At 68.3% G+C, this 18,446-nt stretch carries 16 protein-coding genes and 1 riboswitch; of the genes, 12 read left to right on the forward strand and 4 right to left on the reverse strand.

Features of this window, described 5'->3' with window-relative positions; translation table 11 throughout:
* Window positions 1–121 precede the first annotated feature (121 nt).
* Genes paoA through paoC form a run of 3 tightly spaced genes read left to right on the forward strand, consistent with a single transcriptional unit; the run spans window position 122 to window position 3,929 of the window.
* Window positions 122–787 (forward strand): aldehyde dehydrogenase iron-sulfur subunit PaoA, encoded by a 666-nt coding sequence (gene paoA, locus ACXJ16_RS15610; RefSeq protein ID WP_463920918.1) that lies wholly within the window; start codon window positions 122–124, stop codon window positions 785–787.
* The gene (locus ACXJ16_RS15615) at window positions 784–1,734 is read left to right on the forward strand and encodes an FAD binding domain-containing protein (RefSeq protein WP_324696831.1); all 951 of its coding nucleotides are present in this window, start codon (window positions 784–786) and stop codon (window positions 1,732–1,734) included. The genes paoA and ACXJ16_RS15615 overlap by 4 nt, the downstream gene beginning before the upstream one ends.
* On the forward strand, window positions 1,731–3,929 hold the full coding sequence (gene paoC / locus ACXJ16_RS15620) for an aldehyde oxidoreductase molybdenum-binding subunit PaoC (protein WP_324696829.1): 2,199 nt from the start codon (window positions 1,731–1,733) through the stop codon (window positions 3,927–3,929). Before ACXJ16_RS15615 ends, paoC begins: the two co-directional genes overlap by 4 nt.
* On the opposite strand, the gene ACXJ16_RS15625 is transcribed toward paoC, so the two are convergent.
* Entirely contained in the window at window positions 3,926–5,206 is a 1,281-nt protein-coding gene (locus tag ACXJ16_RS15625; protein WP_463920919.1) for a cobyrinic acid a,c-diamide synthase CobB, read from the reverse strand. The genes paoC and ACXJ16_RS15625 overlap by 4 nt on opposite strands.
* Before the next feature lie 156 nt (window positions 5,207–5,362).
* Window positions 5,363–5,554: riboswitch (cobalamin riboswitch) on the forward strand.
* A gap of 165 nt (window positions 5,555–5,719) precedes the next feature.
* Here ACXJ16_RS15625 and ACXJ16_RS15630 point away from each other — a divergent pair.
* The 9 genes from ACXJ16_RS15630 to cobU are packed head-to-tail and all read left to right on the forward strand — an operon-like array spanning window position 5,720 to window position 14,279.
* A complete protein-coding gene (locus tag ACXJ16_RS15630) occupies window positions 5,720–7,657 on the forward strand; it encodes a TonB-dependent receptor plug domain-containing protein (RefSeq protein WP_463920920.1) in 1,938 nt (645 codons plus the stop codon).
* A complete protein-coding gene (locus ACXJ16_RS15635; protein ID WP_054437954.1) occupies window positions 7,657–8,064 on the forward strand; it encodes a DUF1636 domain-containing protein in 408 nt (135 codons plus the stop codon). The genes ACXJ16_RS15630 and ACXJ16_RS15635 overlap by 1 nt, the downstream gene beginning before the upstream one ends.
* A complete protein-coding gene (cobT, locus tag ACXJ16_RS15640; protein WP_463920921.1) occupies window positions 8,061–9,107 on the forward strand; it encodes a nicotinate-nucleotide--dimethylbenzimidazole phosphoribosyltransferase in 1,047 nt (348 codons plus the stop codon). The genes ACXJ16_RS15635 and cobT overlap by 4 nt, the downstream gene beginning before the upstream one ends.
* On the forward strand, window positions 9,104–9,685 hold the full coding sequence (locus ACXJ16_RS15645) for a histidine phosphatase family protein (RefSeq protein ID WP_324696818.1): 582 nt from the start codon (window positions 9,104–9,106) through the stop codon (window positions 9,683–9,685). The genes cobT and ACXJ16_RS15645 overlap by 4 nt, the downstream gene beginning before the upstream one ends.
* On the forward strand, window positions 9,682–10,431 hold the full coding sequence (locus ACXJ16_RS15650; RefSeq protein ID WP_463920922.1) for an adenosylcobinamide-GDP ribazoletransferase: 750 nt from the start codon (window positions 9,682–9,684) through the stop codon (window positions 10,429–10,431). The genes ACXJ16_RS15645 and ACXJ16_RS15650 overlap by 4 nt, the downstream gene beginning before the upstream one ends.
* The gene (locus ACXJ16_RS15655; protein ID WP_324696814.1) at window positions 10,428–11,399 is read left to right on the forward strand and encodes a threonine-phosphate decarboxylase; all 972 of its coding nucleotides are present in this window, start codon (window positions 10,428–10,430) and stop codon (window positions 11,397–11,399) included. The genes ACXJ16_RS15650 and ACXJ16_RS15655 overlap by 4 nt, the downstream gene beginning before the upstream one ends.
* Window positions 11,396–12,334, forward strand: a complete 939-nt coding sequence (gene cbiB, locus ACXJ16_RS15660; protein ID WP_463920923.1) for an adenosylcobinamide-phosphate synthase CbiB — start codon at window positions 11,396–11,398, stop codon at window positions 12,332–12,334. Before ACXJ16_RS15655 ends, cbiB begins: the two co-directional genes overlap by 4 nt.
* Window positions 12,322–13,776, forward strand: coding sequence for a cobyric acid synthase (locus tag ACXJ16_RS15665; RefSeq protein ID WP_463920924.1), 1,455 nt, complete (start codon window positions 12,322–12,324; stop codon window positions 13,774–13,776). The genes cbiB and ACXJ16_RS15665 overlap by 13 nt, the downstream gene beginning before the upstream one ends.
* On the forward strand, window positions 13,773–14,279 hold the full coding sequence (gene cobU / locus ACXJ16_RS15670; protein WP_324696808.1) for a bifunctional adenosylcobinamide kinase/adenosylcobinamide-phosphate guanylyltransferase: 507 nt from the start codon (window positions 13,773–13,775) through the stop codon (window positions 14,277–14,279). The genes ACXJ16_RS15665 and cobU overlap by 4 nt, the downstream gene beginning before the upstream one ends.
* Before the next feature lie 58 nt (window positions 14,280–14,337).
* Here the strand turns inward: cobU and ACXJ16_RS15675 are convergent, their stop codons facing one another.
* The 3 genes from ACXJ16_RS15675 to flgH form a co-directional block, all read right to left on the reverse strand.
* Window positions 14,338–16,206, reverse strand: coding sequence for a methyl-accepting chemotaxis protein (locus tag ACXJ16_RS15675; RefSeq protein WP_324696805.1), 1,869 nt, complete (start codon window positions 16,204–16,206; stop codon window positions 14,338–14,340).
* 298 nt (window positions 16,207–16,504) lie between these two features.
* Window positions 16,505–17,380, reverse strand: a complete 876-nt coding sequence (locus tag ACXJ16_RS15680) for a flagellin (protein ID WP_054437935.1) — start codon at window positions 17,378–17,380, stop codon at window positions 16,505–16,507.
* A gap of 252 nt (window positions 17,381–17,632) precedes the next feature.
* Window positions 17,633–18,409, reverse strand: a complete 777-nt coding sequence (flgH, locus tag ACXJ16_RS15685) for a flagellar basal body L-ring protein FlgH (protein ID WP_054437934.1) — start codon at window positions 18,407–18,409, stop codon at window positions 17,633–17,635.
* Window positions 18,410–18,446 lie beyond the last annotated feature (37 nt).

The following is an 18,446-nucleotide window of genomic DNA, read 5'->3' on the forward strand; positions in this document are numbered from 1 at the left end:
CAGTTGATCATGAGCCCCGTTCATGACGGCATGCGATTTAGCGCAGTGCCGTTTGGCGCGCCTGTGCGTTATCGTGCCAGATGGACGGTCATGCGTCCCCATGGTGCGAAAAGGACGGGCAATGAGCGAAACGGCGCATTTCGAGGTATCCAGACGGGCGGTTCTGGCGGGCGGCGTGGCAAGTGTCGGAATTTCCGCCATTCCTTCCGTCGCGGAAGGAGCGGCACCCATGGCACAGCAGCCCCCGTCGATGGCAGTCACGTTCAAGGTCAACGGCAAGCCGCAGGCGCTCATGCTCGATACGCGTACCACGCTGCTCGATGCGCTTCGCGACCATATCGGCCTGATGGGCACCAAGAAGGGCTGCGACCACGGACAGTGCGGCGCCTGCACGGTGCTGGTGGGCGGCACGCGCATCAATTCCTGCCTGAGCCTGGCGGTCATGCACGAAGGCGACGAAGTCACCACGATCGAAGGGCTCGGCACGCCGGATGGCCTGCATCCGATGCAGGCGGCCTTCGTCAAGCACGACGGTTTCCAGTGCGGTTATTGCACGCCGGGGCAGATCTGCTCGGCGGTGGCGGTGCTGGAGGAGATCAGGGCGGGGGTTCCCAGCCATGTGCAGGCCGATGTCGGCAGCGCGCCGGAGATTACCGCGCTTGAAATGCGCGAACGCATGAGCGGCAATATCTGCCGCTGCGGCGCCTATTCCAACATCGCCGAGGCCATGGCCGAAGTGGCGGGCGTGCGGATCGCCGAAACCCACGGCGCGGAGGTCGAAGCATGAGGGCCTTCACTTATGAGCGGGCGCGGACGCCCGCCGCTGCCGCCGCTGCCGTCGCCGCGAACAAGGGCGCGAAGTTCATCGCGGGCGGCACCAACCTGCTCGACCTGATGAAGCTGGAGATCGAGACGCCGACCCATCTGGTCGACGTGCAGGACCTCGGGCTGGACCGAATCGAGGAGACGAAGGACGGCGGCCTGCGCATCGGCACGCTGGTCAGCAATACCGCGCTGGCATCGGACCGCAGGGTGCGCAAGGACTACGGCGTGCTGACGCGGGCCATCGTCGCGGGGGCATCGGGCCAGCTTCGCAACAAGGCGACCACCGGCGGCAACCTGCTCCAGCGCACGCGCTGCCCCTATTTCTACGATACCAACCAGGCCTGCAACAAGCGCCGGCCCGGCTCGGGCTGTGCCGCGATCGGCGGCGTCAACCGCCAGCTCGGTGTGATCGGCACGAGCGACGCCTGCATCGCCACGCATCCCAGCGACATGGCCGTGGCCCTGCGCGTGCTCGATGCCTCGGTGGAAACCGTCGATGCGGGCGGCAAGACGCGCAGCATTCCGGTGGCGGAATTCCACCGCCTGCCCGGCGATACCCCGCATGTGGAGAACGCGCTCCAGCCCGGCGAGCTGATTACCGCCGTGACCCTGCCCGCCCCGATCGGCGGCAGCCACTTCTACCACAAGGTTCGCGACCGTGCTTCCTATGCCTTCGCGCTCGTCTCGGTAGCGGCGGTGCTGAAAGCGGACGGCAGCGGCCGGGTCGCCTTCGGCGGCGTTGCGCCGAAGCCGTGGCGGGTGGAGGCTGCCGATGCGCAATTGCCTGCCGGTGCCGGCGCGGCGGCACGCGCGGCTTTCGCAGGCGCTCGCCCCACGCACGAGAACGCTTTCAAGATCACGCTGGCCGAGCGCACGCTGGCGGCTCTCATCGCGGAGAACAGGGCATGAAGTTCGAAACGCCCGCAGGCACCAATCCCATCGATGCGATGAAGGTGATCGGCAAGGCCGTCGACCGCGTGGACGGCAGGCTCAAGACCACCGGACAGGCGCCCTATGCCTATGAGCACCGGGAGGTGCCGGGCAAGCCCGCCTATGGCTTCGTGATCGGTGCCGGGATCGCCAAGGGCCGTATCGCCACGTTCAACGCGGACGATGCGCGGCGGATGCCGGGCGTTCTGGCCATCGTGTCGGCGGAGAACGCGCAGCCGCTGGGCAAGGGCAGCATGAACACCGCCAAGCTGCTGGGCGGGCCCAATATCGATCATTACCACCAGGCCCTTGCCGTGGTGGTGGCGGAAAGCTTCGAACAGGCGCGCTCTGCCGCCAATGCGGTGCGGATCACGTATGAGCGCGCGGCGGGACGCTTCGATCTCGCCAAGGAGAAGCCGGGCGCCCAGCCGCTGACCGGCAACGATGCCGATACCCACACCGGAGACTTCGCGGGTGCTTTCGCCGCGGCTCCCGTGCAGATCGACCAGACCTACACCACGCCCGATCACAACCACGCGATGATGGAGCCGTTTGCCACGATCGCCTGGTGGGAAGGCGATGCGCTCACGCTCTGGACCTCGAACCAGATGATCGCCTGGAACAAGCGGGAACTGGCGGCGACGTTCAAGATGCCGCCGGAGAAGGTGCGCGTGATGTCTCCCTATGTCGGCGGCGGCTTTGGCGGAAAGCTGTTCCTGCGCGCCGATGCGGTGATGGCCGCGCTGGGCGCCAAGGCTTGCGGAAGGCCGGTTAAGATCGCCTTGCCGCGCCCGTTCATGGTCAACAATGCCACGCACCGTCCGGCGACGATCCAGCGTATCCGCCTCGGCGCGACGAAGGACGGCAAGCTGACCGCCATCGGCCACGAAAGCTGGTCCGGCGATCTGCCCGGCGGCGGGCCGGAAGGGGCGACGCAGCAGACCAAGCTGCTCTACGCCGGTGCGAACCGCCTCACCGCCCTGCGGCTGGCCGAACTCGACCTGCCCGAAGGCAATGCCATGCGCGCGCCGGGCGAGGCGCCGGGGCTCATGGCGCTGGAGATCGCGGTGGACGAGATGGCCGAGAAACTGGGTATGGACCCGGTGAAGTTCCGCGTGCTCAACGATACGCAGGTCGATCCCGAGCATCCCGAGCGGCCGTTCTCGCAGCGCAACCTGGTGCGCTGCCTCGAGGACGGCGCGCGGCGTTTCGGCTGGGACCGGCGCAGCGCCAGACCGGCGCAAGTGCGTGACGGGCGCTGGCTCGTCGGGCTCGGCGTGGCGGCGGCGTTCCGCAACAACATCAACATGACTTCGGCGGCGCGCGTGCGCCTGTCGGGTGACGGCATGGTCACGGTGGAGACCGACATGACCGACATCGGCACCGGCTCCTACACCATCATCGCCCAGACCGCGGCGGAGATGATGGGCCTGCCGGTGGAGAAAGTGCGCGTGAAGCTGGGCGATTCCTCGTTCCCGGCCTCGGCGGGCTCGGGCGGGCAATGGGGCGCCAACAGCGCGACTTCGGGGGTCTACGCGGCCTGCGCGAAGCTGCGCGAGATGGCGGCGCAGCAACTCGGCATGGACCCGCAGGCGGCCGAATTCGCCGATGGCGAGATTCGCGCGGGCAACCGTTCGGCACGGCTGGCCGATGCCGCGAAATCGGGCGAACTCGTTGCCGAAGAGACGATGCAGTGGGGCGATCTCGCCAAGAAGTTCCAGCAATCGACCTTCGGCGCGCACTTCGTGGAAGCGGCAGTGGATTCCTATACCGGCGAAGTCCGCGTGCGGCGGATGCTGGCGGTCTGCGCGGCCGGGCGCATCCTCAACCCCAAGACCGCGCGCAGCCAGGTGATCGGCGCGATGACCATGGGCGTGGGCGGCGCGTTGATGGAGGAACTGGCGGTGGACAAGCGTTTCGGCTTCTTCGTCAACCACGACCTTGCCGGATACGAAGTGCCGGTCCACGCCGACATCCCGCATCAGGAAGTGGTGTTCCTGGACGAGGCGGACGACAAGGTCTCGCCGATGAAGGCCAAGGGCGTGGGCGAACTCGGGCTTTGCGGCGTGGGGGCGGCAGTGGCCAACGCGGTCTACAACGCGACGGGCGTCCGCATTCGCGATTATCCGATCACGCTGGACAAGCACCTCGCGAAGCTGCCGGCGATTGCCTAGCCGAAAAGTGCCGCGATCAGTTCCGGCGCCGACGGAAAATAGAAGTGCATGTAGCTCGCAGTGAGCGAGCCCTGCCGGAAAATCCGCTCGCCCTTGCGCCCGTCCGGCGTGCGGGCGAGCGCTGCGGGTTCAAGGCCGGTTTCCAGCCTGGAGTAATGGAACGTGTGGCCGCGGACTGCGTGGCCGCCGAGTTCGGCTTCCTGCATGCCCAGTGCGGCAAGCCGGGGCTGCATCCTGGCCTGCGCAGGCAGCAGGCCCAGCATCGGCGCACTCGTGCCTGATGCGTCCTCCAGCCGTTCGCAGGCGTAGAGCATGCCGCCGCACTCGGCGAGGATCGGGCGTTCGGCCAGGAAATGCTCCCGTATGGCCCCGATCATCGTCCGGTTCGCGGTGAGCGCGCAGAGGTGAAGTTCGGGATAGCCGCCGGGCAGCCAGAGCGCGTCGCATTCCGGCAGCGCCGTGTCGCGCAGGGGCGAGAAGAATGACAGCCGGGCGCCCGCGCTTTCGAGAAAGGCGAGGTTGGCCGGGTAGATGAACCCGAACGCCTCGTCCCGGGCCACGGCGATGCGCCGGCCCGCCAGCGAGGGCGGCGGAGCGGCGCAGCGGGGCGCGGCCGGAAAGGACACCGGTTCCGGCAGCCACAGGGCGCTTTCGGGCAGGAGATCGGCGGCGCGGTCTATCCGCGCTTCGATATCGGGGACTTCACCGGCCTGCACCAGTCCGAGATGACGTTCGGGCAGGCCGGCACCCTCGTCGCGCCGCATCGCGCCGAGCCATTGCACGCCTTCCTTCAGGCCGCGTTCCAGCAGTTCGGCATGGCGTTCGCTGCCCACGCGGTTGGCGAGCACGGCGGCGAGGGTCACATCGTCGCGGTAAGTCGCCAGACCGTGGACGAGCGCGCCGAAGGTCTGCGCCATGGAGGAACCATCCATCACCGCCATCACCGGCAGGCCGAAATGCCGGGCGAGGTCGGCGGAGGACGGGGTGCCGTCGAACAGGCCCATCACCCCTTCGACAAGGATCAGGTCGGCCTCCAGCGCTGCTTCGTGCAGCAGCGCGCGGCACTGGTCTTCGCCGCACATGAACAGGTCCAGCTGGTGGACGGGCGCGCCACTGGCGATCTCGTGGACCATCGGGTCGAGGAAGTCCGGCCCGCACTTGAACACCCGCACCCGGCGCCCGGCACGGACATGGCGGCGGGCGAGGGCGGCAGTCACCAGCGTCTTGCCCTGTCCCGAGGACGGCGCGGCGACGAGCAGGGCGGGGCAGGCGGTCATCGGGCAGCCACCGCGCGGAGGCACGGATATCGCCCGGACGGAAAGGCTCGGCAGTGGTGCATGATGGTTCGGTTCCCCCCTTCCGGCGGCCGGACCTATGGCACTTCGCAAGGCTGCGCAAGCAGCGCGCTCTTGCACGCCGGACCGCCACCCGATAGGGCCGCCGCTGCGACAGGTTCCCCGCGAGGGGATCAAAAGGGAACGCGGGTTCAAGACCCGGGCTGCCCCTGCAACTGTAAGCGGAGAGCCGTGCGGCCATTTCGCCATTGGGGGTGCAAATCCCTGAGAAGGCGGCCGAAACGGCATTGACCCGTGAGCCAGGAGACCTGCCTGCCGCAGTCGTTCTTCGACCGGACAGGGTGAGCCGGGCGAACGGGGCTATCCTCGCGCAACGACAGCCACTGCCGTGCCGGCTCCCGGCGCGAAAGGGCCTGTCGTCGCCTGCCGAACGACTGCCGCCTTTCGCGCGAGTGCCGACCCGGCCGGGTTCGACGCTCGCTTGAAGGATATGCCGTGAACTGCCGAATACCCGCCGCCAGCACCCTTGCTCTTGCGCTGGCCTGTCACCCTCTCCCGGCGCTGGCCGAGGCGGCCGATGCCGCGTCCTCCGGCGAGCGCATCGTCGTTACCGCGCTGCGCACGCCGGTTGCGGCCGACCGGGTGGCCGACACCGTCACCGTGCTGGACGAGGCGCAGATCGTTGCCGCCCAGCCCATTGCACTGACCGACGCGCTGCTGCGCACGCCAGGCATCAGCCTGTCGCGCAACGGTGGCTACGGCACCACCACCTCGCTGCGCATTCGCGGCGCCGATGCCGGGCAGGGCGTCATGGTGATCGACGGGATGCGCCTGTCCGATGCCTCCTCGACGGCAGGGGGATACGGTTTCGCCAACCTGTTCGTCGACGATATCGACCGCATCGAGATATTGCGCGGGCCGCAGTCTATCCTGTGGGGCAGCGATGCCATCGGCGGGGTCGTCAATGTCAGCACCCGCCGTCCCACCGAGCCGCTGGAAGGCAGCTTCGCGCTGGAGGCCGGAACCCACGATACCGTTTCGGCCCGCGCCGGGGTGGGAGGCACCTCCGAGGCGATCGACTGGCGGATTTCCGCCTCCCGCTTCACCACCGACGGCATCTCGGCCCGCTCCAACGGCACCGAGGACGATGGCTACCGGCGCAGTTCCGCAAGCGGCACCATGACCTTCCGCGTCGCGCCGGGCGTCTCGCTGGACCTGCGCGGCTACTGGTCGGATTCGAAGAACGATTTCGACGGCACCTCGGGCGATTCACGGGCCTATGGCCGGACCGGGGAATGGTCGGGCTATGCCGGGCTCAATTTCGAACTGGCGGGCGGCAGGCTGGCCAACCGCGTCGCCCTGCTCCAGACCGAGACCGACCGCGAGAACTACGACCCCGCGCGGACGATCCGCCCCATCACCTTCGACGCCCATGGCCGGGTGCGCCGCTTCGAGTACCAGGGCACTTACGCGTTCTCGGACAAGGTGCAGGCCGTGTTCGGCGCCGAGCGCGAGGAGCAGCGGATGACCACCGCCTCGCCCTCCAACAGCACGGCGGCCTATGTTCTCACGCCCACCACGGCGGATACGGACAGCGTCTACGGCGAACTGCGCCTGACACCGCTGGCCGGGCTGACGCTCAACGGGGGCGCGCGCTACGATCACCAGTCGCGCTTCGGCGGCAGCACGGTGTTCAGCGCGGGCGCGGTCTATACGCCCAACGCCGGCGCCACGGTGCTGCGCGCCAGCTATGACGAGGGTTTCAAGGCGCCCTCGCTCTATCAGCTGTTCAGCCTCTATGGCGCGGCGGATCTCAGGCCCGAGAAGGCCCGGGGCTGGGAAGTGGGCGCGGAACAGGGTTTCGGCGAAGTGCTGCGCCTTTCCGCGACTTGGTTCGAGCGGGACACCGACAACCTGATCGATTTCGCCTATTGCCCGACCAGCGGCGCCCTGCCGGACGTGTGCTACGTTCCCGGCACCACGACATCGCGCTTCGGCTATTACGCCAACGTCAAGGCGAGCCACGCGCGCGGGCTGGAACTGGCGGCTTCGGCCAGATGGGGCATCCTCTTCGCCCAGGGCAACTACAGCTTGATAGAGGCAGAGGACCGCACAGCGGGCAGCAGCACTTACGGCCGCCAGCTCCAGCGCGTGCCCCGGCACCTCGCCAATGCCGAGGCCGGCGTGGACCTGCCGCAGGGCCTGCGCGCCAGCGTTGCCGCGCGCTATTCGGGCGAGAGCTACAACGCCGCCACCGGCACCGCCATGCTCGGCGACTACTGGCTGGTGGACCTGCGCGCGCAGTGGCAGGCCAGGGAAGGCCTGATTCTTCAAGGACGTATCGAAAACGTGGGCAACGAGAATTATGAGACCGTGAGCGGCTACGGCACGCTCGGCCGCACCTTGTACCTCGGGCTGAGGAGCCGGTTCTGATGCTGCGCCCCGTCGAACCCGGTCCCGCCGTGCTGGTGTGCAGCACATGCCGCCACTCCGCCGAGGCACGCGATGACGAAAACGGCCAGCGCGGCGGTGCGCTGCTGGCCGAGGCCATGCGCGACGTGCAGGCAGCGGAGCCCGACCTGCAGGGCGTTGCCGTTCACGAGATGCCCTGCCTCTTCGCCTGCCAGCGCCATTGCACCGTGGCGATCCGGGCGCCGGGCAAGCTCGGCTATGTGCTGGGTGACTTCGCGCCGGACGAGCAGGCTGCCCGTGCGATCCTCGAATATGCCGTGCGCCATGCCGCCAGCGAGGAAGGCCAGGTGCCTTATCGGGAGTGGCCGCAGGGCGTGAAAGGCCACTTCATCACCCGCACCCCGCCTGAAGGTTTCATCTGCTCATGATCCGTTTCGCCGATCCTGCCGCCTTCGCGGCGTCACTCGCCCGGCTTCCCGCGCCCGATGCGGCGGCTACCGAGGCCGCCCGCGCGCGCCAGTCGGAACTGACCAAGCCGCTGGGCTCGCTCGGCCGGCTGGAGGAGATCGCGGTGTTCATGGCCGGCTGGCAGGGCCGGGAACGTCCGCGCGCCGATCTGATCCGCGCCGTGATCTTCGCAGGCAACCACGGCGTCGCCGCACGCGGGGTGAGCGCCTATCCGCCCGAAGTGACGGTGCAGATGGTCGCCAACTTCCGAGCCGGAGGCGCGGCGATCAATGCGCTGACCGCGGCCTGCGGGGCCGAACTTGCGGTGGTTCCGCTCGATCTCGACCGACCGACCGGCGACATCACCTGCCTGCCCGCCATGAGCGAGGGGGATTGCCTGGCCGCGCTCAACGCCGGTGCGGCTGCGGTAGCGGCGGATACCGAACTGCTGTTCGTGGGAGAGATGGGCATCGGCAACACCACGCCTGCCGCCGCGCTCGCCGCGCAGGTCTTCGGGGGCGAGGCGGCGGACTGGATCGGGCGAGGCACCGGGCTCGACGATGACGGGCTGGCGCGCAAGGCGGCGGCGGTGGCGGCCACGCTTTCGCTGCACGGCCGGCATTGCGGCACCGCCTTCGAGACCCTGCGCCGTCTCGGCGGACGGGAGATCGCCGCCATGGCGGGCGCGGTGCTGGCGGCGCGGCACTTGCGGGTGCCGGTCCTGCTCGACGGGTTCATCACTTGCGCGGCGATGGCGCCGCTGCTCGCCGACAATGACGCGTTTCTGGCGCACTGCCTTGCCGCGCACTGTTCGGCGGAAGCGGGCCATGCCCGCCTGCTCGATCGTTTCGGCCTCGATCCGCTGCTTCAACTGGGCATGAGGTTGGGCGAAGGCTCGGGCGCGGCGGTGGCGGCGCAGATCGTGCGTTCGGCGATCGCCGCGCACAATGGCATGGCGACGTTCGCCGAAGCGGCGGTTGCGGGCAAGAATGCGGGCAGGGACGCGGAAACGGCGCAGGCGTGAGCGGGATCCTCGTCCACCTGATGCGGCATGGGGCGCCGCAGGAGCCGGGCCTGCTGCTCGGCCACCGCGACGATGCGCCGACCCCGGCGGGCGTGGCGCGCTGCGTCACGCGTTCGGGCGGGCTGGCGTTCGATCGGGTGATCTCTTCGGACTTGCGCCGGTCCAGCATTCCTGCCGCGCAGATCGCGGTCAGCCGCCGCCTGCCGCACGAACGCGATCCGCGCTGGCGCGAGATCGATTTCGGTGAATGGGACGGCCTTGCCCCCCAGCAGCTCGATCCGGCGGTGCAGGCGCGGTTCTGGGACGATCCGGAAGCCCATGCCCCGCCCGGCGGCGAGCGCTGGTCGCAGCTTTGTGCCCGCGTCGGCGAGGCGCTGACCGGGATCGACGGCGCCAGCCTGATCCTCACGCATGGCGGCGCCATGCGGGCGGCTCTTTCGGTGCTTTTCGGGTTCGACCATCGGCAGGTCTGGGCATTCGAACTGCCCTATGGCGCGCTCGTCAGCCTGCGCATCTGGCCGGGGGAGAACCTGCCCGCCGCGCAGATCATCACGCTCGACAGCGGCAAGCCGGCATGAGGGGGCTGGTCCTCGCGCTCCAGTTCCTGACCCGGCTGCCGCTTCCGGCGGTCCAGGCCGATGCCGGTGATTTCGCGCGGTCCATGCGCTGGTTCCCGGTGGCGGGGCTGGCGGTCGGCGCGGCGGTGGCGGCGGCGTGGCGGCTGGGCATGTACACCGGCGACACCTGGCTGGCGGCGCTGTTCGGCCTGGCCGGCTGGGCCGCGATAACCGGCGCGCTCCATCTCGACGGCCTTGGTGACGTTGCCGACGGCGCGGGCGCAGCGCACAAGGACCGGGCGCGCATTTCCGCCGTGATGGCGGACCCTCATGTCGGCAGCTTCGCGGTGGTCGCGGTGGTGCTCCAGCTGCTTACCAAGCTGGTCCTGCTTCACGCGCTGGCGGCAGGGCACATGGCGGGGCAGATGACGGGGCAGGTGGGCGGAGCGGTGTGGGCGCTGGTGCTTGTCCCGCCGCTTGCGCGTATCGCACCGCTGGTGTGGACGCTCACGCTGCCGCCGCTGCACGAAGGGCTCGGCAGCCGGTTTCGCAGCGCCGTCGGCTGGGGGCATGTCATCGGCTGGAGCGTGGCGGCATTGGCCGCCGGGCTGCTGGTCGCGCCCGCACTGCTGGCGGTGTTCCTGGCGGTTCCGGCGTGGGGCTGGTGGCTGAAACGCCGGATCGGCGGCATTTCCGGGGACGGGCACGGGGCCGGGATCGAAGTGGTGGAAACCGCCTTGCTCCTCGCACTGGTGGTGGTGCGATGAGCGGCGCCTTCATGTTCCACGGCGGCCGGGTGAGCGAGGCCGCCAGGCTCTACGGCGGCGCGCCGGAGGACTGGCTGGACCTTTCCACGGGCCTCAATCCATCGCCCTGGCCCGCGCAGGCCCCGGTAGACTGGACCGCCTTGCCCGATCCCGATGCGCTGGCCCGCCTCGAAGCTGCCGCCGCCCGCCATTTCGGCGTGGAGCCCGGCCTGTGCTGTGCGGTGCCGGGCAGCGAAACCGCGCTGCGCCTGCTCGGAAAGGCGCTGGCGCTGCCGGGCCGGGCGCTGGTTCCGGCCTATCGTACGCACAAGGAGGCGTTCTTCCCGTCGCGTCCGGCACACTTCGGCGAAGTGCCACGGGGGCAGGAAGTCTTCGTCATGGCCAATCCGAACAACCCTGACGGCGTGCTGCGCGCGCCCGAAGCGGTCATCGAATGGGCGAGGCACATCCACGAGGCGGGCGGATTCCTGATCGTGGACGAGGCTTTCGCGGATTGTCAGCCCGAGGCCAGCGTAGCCGGCGCGGTGGCACCCGGCTTCAGGATGATCGTGCTGCGCTCGTTCGGGAAGTTCTTCGGGCTTGCGGGATTGCGGCTCGGCTTCGTGCTCGGCCCGCCCGCGCTCATGATGCTGCTGCGCCAGATGCTGGGTAGCTGGCCGGTGCATTCGGCCGCGCTGGCGCTGGGCGAGGCGGCCTATGGCGACAGTGCGTGGATTGCCGAGACGCGGCGCCAGCTTCCGGTCCGCGCCGCGGCGCTCGATACGGTGCTGCGCCGTCACGGCCTTTCGCCCGAGGGTGACTGCCCGCTATTCCGGCTGGTGACGGGATGCGAGGGCAAGGCGCTGTTCGAGCGGCTTGCCCGTGCGCGCATTCTCGTGCGGCCCTTCGCGGAACATCCCGACTGGGTGCGGCTGGGCGTGCCCGCCGATCCCGCCGCGCTTGACCGGCTTGGCGAGGCGCTGGCGTGATCGAGCCGGTCGCCTTTGCGGCCATGGTGCTGGAAGGCGGGCTGGGCTGGCCGGGGTGGATCTACGGCCTGATCGGCCATCCCGTGGGCCTTTTCGCAAGGGTCATCACCGGCTGCGAGCGGAAGCTGAACCGGGCGGACTGGTCCGACATGGCGCGCCGGATCGCTGGGCTTGCGGCGATGCTCGGCCTGATCGGCATGGTATGGGCGGGCACCGCGTTCGTCGTCTGGATCGTGCGCGGCATGGCGGGCGACTGGGCCTGGCTGCTGCTGGCTATCCTCGCATGGCCGGCACTTGCAGCGCGCAGTCTTGACGATCACGTTCGCCCGGTTCTCTCCGCGCTGGAGGCAGGGGATCTGGCCGAGGCCCGCCATGCGGTCGGCATGATCGTCGGCCGTGATACCGCAGGGCTCGACGAGGCGGGCGTGGTTCGCGCCGCGATCGAGAGCCTTGCCGAGAGTTTCTGCGACGGTGTGGCCGCGCCGCTGTTCTGGCTGCTGCTGGGCGGTGTGCCGGGGGGCTGGGCTTACAAGGCGATCAACACGGCGGACAGCCTGATCGGCCATCCCGAGCCGCCGCTGCGTGCCTATGGCTGGGCGGCGGCCCGGATCGACGATGCGGCGAACCTGATTCCGGCGCGGCTTGCGGGGGTGCTGATCTGCCTCGCCGGAGGCGGCGGGTGGCGGGTCATGGCGCGCGATCACGGCCGCCATGCCTCGCCCAATGCCGGGTGGCCGGAGGCGGCGATGGCGGGCGTGCTGGGCGTGCGGCTCGCCGGGCCGATCATCTACGACGGTGTGCTTGCGGCCAAGCCCTGGATCGGGGAGGAGGGCCGGGAAGCGGGCGCGCGCGATCTGCGCCGGGCGCTGGGCATTTATCGCAGGGCCTGCGCCTTGCTGGGAATTATCGCGTTGGGAGTGGCATGGCTGGCTTGATGTTGCAGGGAACCGGCTCGGACGTGGGCAAGTCGGTCATGGTGGCGGGGCTGTGCCGGGCGCTGGCTAACCGCGGGCTCAGGGTCCTGCCGTTCAAGCCGCAGAACATGTCCAACAATGCCGCCGTCACGCCGGAAGGCGGGGAGATCGGACGGGCGCAGGCGCTTCAGGCCCTGGCCGCGCGGGCGCCGCTCCATGTCGACATGAACCCGGTCCTGCTGAAGCCGCAGGCGGACCGGACCTCGCAGCTGGTCGTTCACGGCGCAGTGCGCGGCACGCTTGGCAGCGCCAATTTCCGGGAGGCGCGGCGGATCCTGCTGCCCGAAGTCATGGCAAGCTATCGCCGGCTTGAGGCGCGCTGCGATCTCGTGGTGGTGGAAGGCGCGGGCTCTCCGGCGGAGATCAACCTGCGCGCCGGGGACATCGCCAACATGGGCTTCGCGCGTGAGGCCGGGGTGCCGGTGGTGCTGGTCGGCGATATCGACCGGGGCGGCGTGATCGCGGCCGTGGCGGGCACGCGGGCGGTGATCGAGCCTGACGATGCCGCACAGATCCGGGGCTTCCTCATCAACAAGTTTCGCGGCGATCCGGCGCTGTTCGCAGATGGTTACGCCGCTATCGAGCGTCTTTCCGGCTGGCGCGGCTACGGAGTCATGCCCTGGGCCGGCGCGGTCGGCCGGTTGCCGAGCGAGGACGCCGTAGTGCTCGAACGCGGGCTCGGCGGCGCTGGGGGCAAGCTGCTCGTCGCCTGCCCGATCCTGCCGCGTATCGCCAATTTCGATGACCTCGACCCGCTTCGGCAGGAGTCCGGCGTGGACGTGGCGATGATCCCGCCCGGCACGCCGATTCCGGCCGAAGCGGCGCTCATCGTGATTCCGGGCTCCAAGGCGACGATGGCGGACATGGCATTCCTGCGGGCCGAGGGCTGGGACATCGACGTGCTTGCCCATCACCGGCGCGGGGGCATGGTCCTGGGGATCTGCGGGGGCTACCAGATGTTGGGGCGCAGCATCGCCGATCCGCTCGGTATCGAGGGCGCGGCGGGCGAGATCGCCGGTCTGGGCCTGCTCGACGTGACGACCGTGCTCGGGGATCGCAAGGCCCTGCGCGAGGTTTCCGGCACCGCGCTGGGCAAGCCGCTGACCGGGTTTGAAATGCACCTGGGGGTGACTGAACGACACCGGGCCGAACCTTTCGCCATGCTGGGCGGCAACCGGGCCGACGGCGCTGTCGATGCAAGCGGAATGGTGATGGGAACGTACTGCCACGGCCTGCTCGCCTCCACCGATCTGCGCGCCGAACTGCTTGCGCGCCTCGGCGCGAAAAGCGACCGGCGCGATCATGGAGCCGGTGTCGATGCCGCGCTCGACGAACTGGCAGCCGGGATGGAGCGCCATCTCGATATCGACGGCCTGCTGGCCCTTACGGAGTATCGCGCATGACCAGTACATTCGTTCTCGGGGGCGCGCGGTCGGGCAAGAGCCGGCACGGGCAGGCCCTGGTCGAGGGGGTTCCCGGCCGCCTGGTCTACATCGCCACCGGGCAGGCGCTCGATGACGAGATGGAGGCGCGGATCGCCCGGCACCGCGAGGATCGCGGTCCGCGCTGGTCGACGCTGGAGGCGCCGATGGAACTTGTCGAGGCGATCGGGAAGGCGGCAGGGGAAGCCGACGCCGTGCTGGTCGATTGCCTGACGCTCTGGTTGTCGAACCTCATGCTGGCGGAAGCGGCATTGCAGCCGCGGTTCGATGCGCTGTGCCGGGCTATCGCCGACTGTCCCAAGCCGCTGGTGCTGGTGGCGAACGAGGTCGGGATGGGGATCGTCCCCGAGACCTCGCTGGGCCGGCGTTTTCGTGACGAGGCGGGGCGGCTCAACCAGCAGGTCGCGGCAACCGTGGATCATGCCGTCCTGGTCGCGGCGGGGCTGCCGCTGGTGCTGAAGTAGCCGGCAAGGAAAAAGCCGCCCCTTTCGGGGGCGGCTTTCCGGTTTTCAGGCAGGCTTTTTAGAAGTCCATCCAGTCATCGGCGGTGGCGAGCGCTTTCAGCGGCTTTCGCGAGGCCATCGTCTGGATCGGCGCGCTGGCCGGGATGTTGGCCGAGCTGCTGACAGGCACGGGGCGGAGCGCCGGGCGCAGGCCCTGCGGTTCGTTGCCGATGCGGAACATCGCGGCGCGGTCCGACAGCGAGGTGACCTCGCTGTTGAGGTTGCGCGCCGCCGCGGAGGTCTCCTCGACCATCGCGGCGTTCTGCTGGGTGGCCTGGTCCATCGTGCCGATCGTGGCGCTGATCTGGGTGATCGTCGAGGACTGGGCCTGGTTGTCGCTGGCGATGTTGCTCAGCAGCGAGTGCACTTCGGTGACATCGCCCGAGATGTTCTGCAGGGCACCGTCCACGCGCTGGACCGCTTCCACGGCGGTGCCGATGTCGGTCTGGGTCGCGGTGAGCTGTTCGCGGGCGCGCTTGGCTTCCTCTTCCGAGCGCATGGCGAGCGCCGAGACGAGATCGGCCACGACCGCGAAACCGCGACCGGCATCGCCTGCGCGGCCCGCTTCTACAGCGGCGTTCATGGCAAGGACGCGGGTCTGGAAGGCGATCTTGTCGAGCCCCTCGATTACCGAATCGATGCCCTTGGCGCTTTCGCTGACGCGGCCCATGGCCTGCACCGCCTCGTCGGCGATGTCGCGGCCGGAACCGACCACGGTCATCGCCCCGTCGGCGCGCTGCACGGTGCGTCCGGCGGCGGCGGCGGTGGCGCGCAGGCGCTCGTCCATCTGGGTGATCGCGGCCGAAGTCTCTTCGAGGCTGGCGGCGTTGCTCTCGGTGCGGCGGGCGAGATCTTCGGATGCCTGGGCGATCTCGCTCGAGCCGGTGCGGATGGCGACGGCGCTTTCGGCGACGGCGCCGATGAGGTCGCGCAGGGCACCGAGGGCGGAGTTGAAGTTGCTCTTGAGTTCGCCGTAAGCGGGGGGGAACTCGGCGGAGATGGTCTGGGTGAGGTCGCCCTCGCTGATCGCCTGGAGGCTGCCGCGCAGGGTGGAGGTGACGACTTCCTGTTCGCGGGCGGCCTTGGCGTCGATCTCGGCGCGGGCCTCGGCGGCGGCGCGGAACTGCTCGACGGCGCCGGCGATCTCGCCGATCTCGTCATGGCGCTCGCGATAGGGAACATCGGCGCGCCCGCCTTCCGCCAGCGTCGTGGTGACATCCGCGATACGGCTCATCGGCGCGGCGACGGTGCGGTTGATGAGCAGCCAGATGAACACGATCAGGCCCATGCCGACAATGGCAAGAGTGGCCGAAAGGTAGATCGCCACGTCCGCGGTGTGCGCGCCTGCCTCGGCGGCAATCTTGGACCGCTGGCGCGACTTCTCGATCAGGCCTTCGGTCTGGGCGATCATGTCGTGCGAGGCGACTTTGCCCTCGTTCTTGATGAGGCCCATCGCACCGTCGAAATCACCCTTGGTGCGCGTTTCGAAGATATGGTCGTTGATCTTGTTGAGCGCCACGGCGCGTTCGCGCATCTGGTCGACGTCGGCCTTGAAATCGTCTCCGGCCACTTCGGCATAAGCGTTCACCGAGCCGATCAGCTTGTCTTCGCCTTCCTTGAGACGGTCGCGCAGCTTGGCGGCGTCCTCGGCGGAATTGGCGTTGTAGTAGCTGTAGACGACGATCCGCAGTTCCTTCACGTCGCTGATGAGATCGGCGAGGCGGGACATGCCTGCAAGACCGCGCTCGACATGCTGCTGCGCGATGGAATTGAGTTCACGGGTTGCGAAGAACCCGTTGATGCCGACCACGGCAATGATGATGTTGATGATCGAAAAGGCCGCCCACAACTTCTTGGGCAACCGCCAATTGTTCAGAAAATCAAGCATTTGTATTCCAGTTCCTGCTTGGGGGGTCGGTCCCGCCATGGGCGCGCCATTATCATTATAGTTCGGCGGGTGAATCGCTGGTCCCGGATTCCCGGAAAACTGCGGGTTCCGGGCTATCTCCAGGGTCCGCCTGGCTGCCTGTCCATGGTGTTTGCCGATCTCAGGAATTCTGGCTCCTGCGCTTTCGACCTCACCCCGGTTCATGCTCCCCGAAACGACAGAAGGCCGGGATGGTGAACCATCCCGGCCTTCCTGACGATTGGCCTCCCGGCGAACCGGGAGACCATCGATCCTCCGATTAACGGAAGAGCGACAGGATCGTCTGCGGCGCCTGGTTGGCGATCGACAGAGCCTGCACGCCCAGCTGCTGCTGGACCTGAAGGGCCTGAAGGGTCGCCGATTCCTTGGCGAGGTCGGCGTCGACGAGGTTGCCCACGCCGGTCGTGACCACGTCGGTCAGCTTGCTGTTGAAGGTCTGCTGACCTTCGAGCTGGCGCGAAGCTGCACCCAGATCGCTCAGGCTGTCCTTAACTTCGTCGAAGAAAGTGTCGAGCTTGGTCGAAAGGGCGGTGGCTGCGGCAGCGCCGGTTGCCGAGTCGGCATCGTTCAGGGCAGTGATGTCGGTGTCGGTACCGGACGCACCGAAGGCCGTGTCGGCCTTGGTGGTGAAGCCCTGGTTCGCAACCGTCAGGGTAGCTGCACCCGAAGCGATCGACTGGAGAGCGCTGACGTTGCCGTCGGTGGCTGCGGCAGTGCCCTTCAGCAGGTTGGTGCCGTTGAAGTCCGAACCGTCGATGATCGTGCCGATCTGGTTCTTCAGCGAAACCAGGTCCTTCGAGATCGCGGTACGGCTTTCGACGTCGAGACCAGTGTCCGAAGCCTCGAGGGTCTTCGACTTCATCTCGTTGAGCAGGTCGGAGATCTGCTCTGCACCGGCAACCGCAACGTCCGTGACGCTCTTGGCGTTGTTGAGCGAGGAGGTAACCGCGCTCAGCTTGCCGAGGTCGCCGCGAAGGGTCTGGGCCACGGTGTACTTCGCCGAGTCATCCTTGGTCGAAGCAACGTTCAGGCCGGTGTTGATGCGGCTCTGCGTGGTTTCCATGCCGCGGTTGGTCGAGTTGAGGCTCTGCAGAGCCGCCATTGCGCCAGCATTGGTGTTAACCGAAAACGCCATTGTATCATTTCCTTCTAGAATTACAGGCCGGTTCTGCGGCCAGACGGCAGATCACGCTGCCATGCGTGCAGCAGGAAATCTTCCGGCTGCGATTTCATTCTAGGAAGTTCGAAAACAACAGCGGGCGATGTGCCGAAAATATTTTCGGAGTTTACAGTGAATATAGGGTCGGTTTGAAAGCGTTATTGCAGATGTGCGAAAACCCCTCCGGCCAATGCCGGAGAGGCCATGTATTTTCGCAATGGACTGCGCTCAGAACGGGAAGAGCGCGTCGTAGATCTGTTGGCCCCAGCGTGCCTGCTGTGCATCGGTAAGCTGGCCGCGTCCGCCGTAGCTGATGCGGGCCTCGGCGATCTGGGAGTGCTTGATCGAATTGTCGCGCGCGATGTCCTCGGGCCGGATCACGCCGGTGACGACGAGTTCGCGCAGTTCGTAATTGACGCGCACTTCCTGCTTGCCGCGAATCTGGAGATTGCCGTTGGGCAGCACGCCGACGACGGTGGCGGCGACCGTCATGTTGATCTGTTCGCTCCGGGTGGTGTTGCCGATGCCGGTGGCGCTGGACTTCGAGTCCGTGCTGACGAGGTTCCCCGGATCGGGGCTGCCAGGCAGGATCTTGGGAATCTGGCTTTCGAGCCCCAGCAGCGCGGCGATCCCGCCGGTCTCGCTGCCGTTGCGGGTGCGGGTGGTCGAATTGGCGACCTGGGCGTTGTCCGCGATGTTGATGCGGATCGTCACGATGTCACCCACGCGGGAGGCGCGCTGGTCGCGGAAGAAGGCGCCGCCACCGGTGCGGAACAACGAGGCGCCGCGCGCCGCGTCCGCCTGCGGGGCATCGCCGCCCGCCAGCGCCCGGTCATCGACGGAGTGATTGCCGAGCGAGGGCTGGAGGCGCGGGGCGACCGGGCTTTCCGCTTCCGACATCTTCGGCGCCTTGCCGACGTTCTTGAGCCGTCCGATCGAACCGCAGCCTGACAGCAGGCTGGCGGCCAGCAGCGCGGAAACGAACGGCGTGAAACGCGATTTCATGAGCTTGCCTCCTTGGGCGCGGGGTTGGGTGCCGCTG

The organism is Novosphingobium sp. TK71 (assembly GCF_055361505.1).

Excerpts from the sequence above, each read along its gene's own strand:
- paoA (WP_463920918.1), top strand. The coding sequence starts at position 122 with ATGAGCGAAACGGCGCATTTCGAGGTATCCAGACGGGCGGTTCTGGCG.
- ACXJ16_RS15615 (WP_324696831.1), top strand. The coding sequence starts at position 784 with ATGAGGGCCTTCACTTATGAGCGGGCGCGGACGCCCGCCGCTGCCGCC.
- paoC (WP_324696829.1), top strand. The coding sequence starts at position 1,731 with ATGAAGTTCGAAACGCCCGCAGGCACCAATCCCATCGATGCGATGAAG.
- ACXJ16_RS15625 (WP_463920919.1), bottom strand. The coding sequence starts at position 5,206 with ATGACCGCCTGCCCCGCCCTGCTCGTCGCCGCGCCGTCCTCGGGACAG.
- ACXJ16_RS15635 (WP_054437954.1), top strand. The coding sequence starts at position 7,657 with ATGCTGCGCCCCGTCGAACCCGGTCCCGCCGTGCTGGTGTGCAGCACA.
- cobT (WP_463920921.1), top strand. The coding sequence starts at position 8,061 with ATGATCCGTTTCGCCGATCCTGCCGCCTTCGCGGCGTCACTCGCCCGG.
- ACXJ16_RS15650 (WP_463920922.1), top strand. The coding sequence starts at position 9,682 with ATGAGGGGGCTGGTCCTCGCGCTCCAGTTCCTGACCCGGCTGCCGCTT.
- ACXJ16_RS15655 (WP_324696814.1), top strand. The coding sequence starts at position 10,428 with ATGAGCGGCGCCTTCATGTTCCACGGCGGCCGGGTGAGCGAGGCCGCC.
- ACXJ16_RS15665 (WP_463920924.1), top strand. The coding sequence starts at position 12,322 with ATGGCTGGCTTGATGTTGCAGGGAACCGGCTCGGACGTGGGCAAGTCG.
- cobU (WP_324696808.1), top strand. The coding sequence starts at position 13,773 with ATGACCAGTACATTCGTTCTCGGGGGCGCGCGGTCGGGCAAGAGCCGG.
- ACXJ16_RS15675 (WP_324696805.1), bottom strand. The coding sequence starts at position 16,206 with ATGCTTGATTTTCTGAACAATTGGCGGTTGCCCAAGAAGTTGTGGGCG.
- ACXJ16_RS15680 (WP_054437935.1), bottom strand. The coding sequence starts at position 17,380 with ATGGCGTTTTCGGTTAACACCAATGCTGGCGCAATGGCGGCTCTGCAG.
- flgH (WP_054437934.1), bottom strand. The coding sequence starts at position 18,409 with ATGAAATCGCGTTTCACGCCGTTCGTTTCCGCGCTGCTGGCCGCCAGC.